Origin of the sequence: Thiomicrorhabdus marina (assembly GCF_017571465.1) — a bacterium.
GTDB lineage: Bacteria > Pseudomonadota > Gammaproteobacteria > Thiomicrospirales > Thiomicrospiraceae > Thiomicrorhabdus > Thiomicrorhabdus marina.
In genome coordinates this window covers 1-4,398 of record NZ_JAGETV010000050.1, presented here as the reverse complement: position 1 = coordinate 4,398, position 4,398 = coordinate 1, and the positions used below count along the sequence as shown (strand labels likewise).

Below are 4,398 nucleotides of genomic sequence, written 5' to 3'. Positions count from 1 at the left end.
TTCGGTAAAACGTTTTTTCATTTTGAAATCTCCATTCGGATAATTTAATTGGAAATCTCATCAATGTCATGGTTTTAAATTTAGGGGATAGGTCATGTACATTGGGCAAAATTTTTGGCATCGATTGACTGGAGATGAAAGTTTTTACGCAGAATTGATTGCTGCGATTGGCTCAGTTGCTGTTGAAGCGAATTTTGCTAAGGAACTAGAGGATGTTATTTCCGAATTATCAGCGTCGTCAACGATAGTGCAATTGTCACAAATGAGCTAGAAGTTTTGAGAGGGGCGCATAAGCCCCTAAAAATTTACAGCTTTTTCTCAATTAACATAACGCCATTGTCTTCTGGACAAGGGCTTTGGTTAAAGCCGAATTGCTGTGCCAGTGCGAGCATGCCGGAGTTTTCTTTTAGCACTTCACCATCCAATTTTTCCAAGCCTTTATGACGAGCATCTTCAATCAAACAGTCTAGTAGCATTGAGCCGATGCCTTGATGTTGATAATCGTCGCGTACCACTAATGCAAACTCAGCACTCTTGCCGTCTGGATTGATACTGTATCGAGTAACGCCCAGCTCAATCTGTTCGCCATCCAGTTCGGTATAAGCGATAAAAGCCATTTCTTGGTCATAATCAATCTGAGTAAAGCGTATCAGCATTTCCTGACTGAGGGCTTTGACGCTTTGCATAAAGCGCAGGAATTTAGTGCGTTCGGAAAGGTTGGCGACAAATTCGTTTTCCATTTTGGCATCTTCGGCGCGAATTGGGCGAATGGTGATTTCCAAGCCGGACGAGTTAGTAACGCGTTTTTCCAAGTACGATGGGTAAGGGTGAATCGCCATGTGTGAATAAGGCACGGTGCTCTTACTGGCACGACCGATACGAATGCGCGAATCGACTGCGATAACTTGTTCGTGGTTGGCAAGTACCGGATTTAAATCCAGCTCAAGAATTTCCGGCAGTTCGCTGACCATTTTCGACAGGTTCATCAGAATATCGATCAGCTGCTGCATTTTCACCGCCGGTAGATTGCGATAGTCGCCGAGCATTTTACTGACTTTGGTGCTGGCAATCATACGCTGGGTGATGAATTCATTTAGCGGTGGTAAAGCACTGGCACTGTCTTTGAGAATCTCAACCATAGTGCCGCCGGAGCCGAACGAAATCGCTGGGCCGAAAACCGGATCACGACTGACGCCGATAATCAGTTCGCGCGCGAATTTCATATTTGCCATCGGCTCGACGCTGACGCTCTTAATGTCATCATTTGGATAGTGTTTGGCGACCTGCTTAATCATTTCATCATAAGCATGGTGCAATTCGGCCGGCGTTTGAATATTTAACGCCACGCCGCCGCTATCGGATTTATGGGTGATTTTGTCGGAATAGATTTTAATGACTACCGGAAAACCGACATTTTCCGCCGCGACTAAAGCCTCACTTGCCGAATGTGCAATCATCGCCGGCGTGACTGGAATATGAAACGCCTTCAGTACCGCTTTGGTTTCCATCGTATTTAGCAAGCTGCGGTTCTCATGCAGTGCGTTATGGATAATCTGCTTGGCGGCTTGTAAGTCACACTTAACGGCTTCGTTGGGTTCAGGAACCTGTTGTAGCAACGCTTGGTTGTGGTGATATTGGCTTAGGAAATGCATTGCTTCAACCGCTGCTTCCGGCGTACGGAAAGTCGGGATATGTGCATTGGTAAAGGCGGCACGTGCTGGGCCGGCGAGTTTATCGCCCATCCATACCGTTAATAGCGGTTTAGAGTAACCATGTTCTTGCTGCATGGCGATCACTTCATCGGCAATTGCTACCGGATCGGTCATCGCTTGCGGTGTTAGTAGTACCAAAATCGCATCAATGCTGTCGTCATCCAAGCAGACTTCAATCGCTTTGCGATAGCGTTCCGGAGTGGCGTCTCCGAGAATATCAATTGGATTATTGTGCGACCAGTGTGCCGGTAGAATTTCATTCAATGCGGCAACAGTCTTGTCGCTTAGTTCCGGCATTTGAATGCCGAGTTCGGCTGCTAAATCGGTCGCTAAAACGCCGGGTCCGCCACCATTGGTCACAATCACCAAACGCTTTTGTTTGATGTTTAAATCATAAGAAAGAGTCTTGGCGGCCGAGAATAGTTGGCTAATCGTTTTAGCGCGCACTACACCGGCTCGTTCAATGGCGGCATTGAAGATGTCATCTGAACCAACTAGGGCGCCGGTGTGTGAAACTGCGGCTTTAGTGCCTTCCGGCATGCGTCCCGATTTCAACAGAATGACCGGCTTTTTGCGAGCTGCCTTGCGTAATCCGCTTAAGAAATGACGGGCATTGACGATGCCTTCGATATACAGCAAGATGCTGTGAGTTTGTGCGTCGGTGGCGAGAAAATCGAGAATTTCGCCAAAATCCAAGTCGGCTGCATCACCGGTCGAAGCGACCAATGAGAAACCGATTTGATTGCTTTCCGCCCAATCCAGAACCGAAGTACAGAGTGCACCACTTTGTGATACTAGTGCCAGTTTTCCCGGCACTGCTTGGTTTTTACTGAAGGTGGCATTCAGGCCGATTTTCGGACGGATAAAACCAAGGCAGTTCGGACCCATAATGCGGATGCCGAGTTTATGTGCAGTGCTGACCAGATTCTTCTGTAACAATTTGCCTTCTTCGTCTTCGAAACCGGCGGAAAGGATCACTACAAACGGAATATTGGCTGCGCCGCAAGCTTTTAAGATGTTCAGTGCTGTATGGCTTGGAGTGGCGACAATCGCTAAATCAATCTCTTGATTGACCTCATCCAGAGAGGCATAGCAGTCTTGACCCTGTACCTGCTTGTGTTTAGGATTGATTGCATAGATATTGCCCATAAACCCGGCAGTCAATAGATTTTGAAAGGCGGTGCCGCCTACGGATTCTGGGCGGTCACTGGCACCAAAAACCGCTACTGATTTTGGATTAAATAGCCTCGATAGATAATGTGGTTCCATAGTCGCTTTCCTTAAAAATCTAAATCTGCATTGAGAATTCATTATGTATTTATATATTAGCCATCCCTTGTGTAAAAAACATGACAACGGACAAGGACACCCCGAAAATATGCAAAGAATTAGTGCAATTGAAGATCAATTGATTGCGCAAGGGCTCCTGGACTTCATGTTGATGCACGAAGCGCGTCGGGCGACTAAAGAGGATATCTTACTCGTACATACTCCAGAGCTGTGGAATTATCTGCATGAAAAACAACCACAGGAAGGCTGTCCAGTAGTGCAGTTGGATTCTGATACGGCATTATCGGCGGACTCGATTGAAGCCGCGTTATATTCTGTGGGGGCGGTTTTAGATGGTATAGATGCTTTGATGGACGGTTCGGCTAGCGGTGTATTTTGTAATGTTCGTCCGCCGGGACATCATGCTGAAGTCGATACGGCGATGGGTTTTTGCCTGTTTAATAATGCGGCAATCGGCGCCGCTTATGCCTTGCAGAAACATGCTTTAGAGAGAGTCGCGGTTTTGGATTTTGATGTCCATCATGGCAACGGCACCGAGAGTTTTGCCGAGATTGAACCGCGACTGCAGTTTATCTCTAGCTATCAACACGGTATTTATCCATTTGCGCGAACGGAAAGTGATTATTCAAATATAGTGAAAATCCCGATGAATGGAGGAGTGATGGGCGATGAGTTTTTGCAGATGTGGCAAGAGCAAGCATGGCCGAGAATTCGTGATTTCAAGCCACAGTTAATCATTATCTCTGCCGGTTTCGATGCACATTTCAAAGACCCGCTTGCCGATTTGCAACTGATGGATCAGGACTACGCTTTGTGGGCAAATTCACTGCATCAATTGGTTGATGAAATCGGCCATCCGCCAGTGTTGTCGGTTTTGGAAGGTGGCTATTCTCGACAAGCTTTAGCGACCAGTGCAGGGGCTTATATTAAAGCGATGGCAGAGTTTTAGAGAAAGTTTTTTCAGATATAAAAAAGCGGCTTAAAAGCCGCTTTTTTGTCAATCAGTACGATTTACTGATTAGATCAAATCTGCAGTTGGCAGAGATCCAAGTAGGTCAAGGTTTTCACCAAGTCCACCAAGCAATGCAGTTGCGTCACCAAGAGAAGCAACAGTTTCAGTTACTGTTTCTAGAATAGCAGTTGCTTCACCTAGTCCGTCTAGAATTGAAGTTAGAGAATCAAGTTCTGGAACGGCAAGAATTTCAAGACCTGGAAGAGCGTCAAGAGAAGGAACCGCTGGTACTTCAGGTGCAGTGATAGCTTCTAGAGAAAGTAGGCCAGTTGCGGTGTCAAGCAGACCTGCTACTGGAAGTGCATCTAGAGAAGGAACTGCTGGTACTTCAGGTGCAGTGATAGCTTCTAGAGAAAGTAGGCCAGTTACCGTGTCAAGCAGACC

General features: G+C 46.6%; 4 protein-coding genes. 2 read left to right on the top strand and 2 right to left on the bottom strand.

Annotation, left to right across the window (positions count from 1 at the left end; all coding sequences use genetic code 11):
* Positions 1-94: 94 nt before the first annotated feature.
* A complete protein-coding gene (locus J3998_RS12965) occupies positions 95-271 on the top strand; it encodes a PmeII family type II restriction endonuclease (RefSeq protein ID WP_208151089.1) in 177 nt (58 codons plus the stop codon).
* A 34-nt stretch (positions 272-305) separates the two neighbouring features.
* On the opposite strand, the gene J3998_RS12960 is transcribed toward J3998_RS12965, so the two are convergent.
* Positions 306-2,981 (bottom strand): bifunctional acetate--CoA ligase family protein/GNAT family N-acetyltransferase, encoded by a 2,676-nt coding sequence (locus J3998_RS12960; RefSeq protein WP_208151088.1) that lies wholly within the window; start codon positions 2,979-2,981, stop codon positions 306-308.
* 109 nt (positions 2,982-3,090) lie between these two features.
* Here J3998_RS12960 and J3998_RS12955 point away from each other — a divergent pair, with 109 nt between their 5' ends.
* Positions 3,091-3,951, top strand: coding sequence for a histone deacetylase family protein (locus tag J3998_RS12955; protein WP_208151087.1), 861 nt, complete (start codon positions 3,091-3,093; stop codon positions 3,949-3,951).
* Positions 3,952-4,020: 69 nt separating this feature from the next.
* Here J3998_RS12955 and J3998_RS12950 read toward each other — a convergent pair.
* On the bottom strand, positions 4,021-4,398 hold a 378-nt coding region (locus tag J3998_RS12950), incomplete at its 5' end, for a hypothetical protein (RefSeq protein ID WP_208151086.1).

What these genes read in the sequence shown, in the direction of transcription:
- J3998_RS12955 (WP_208151087.1), top strand. Translation starts at nt 3,091, where the DNA reads ATGCAAAGAATTAGTGCAATTGAAGATCAATTGATTGCGCAAGGGCTC.
- J3998_RS12965 (WP_208151089.1), top strand. Translation starts at nt 95, where the DNA reads ATGTACATTGGGCAAAATTTTTGGCATCGATTGACTGGAGATGAAAGT.
- J3998_RS12960 (WP_208151088.1), bottom strand. Translation starts at nt 2,981, where the DNA reads ATGGAACCACATTATCTATCGAGGCTATTTAATCCAAAATCAGTAGCG.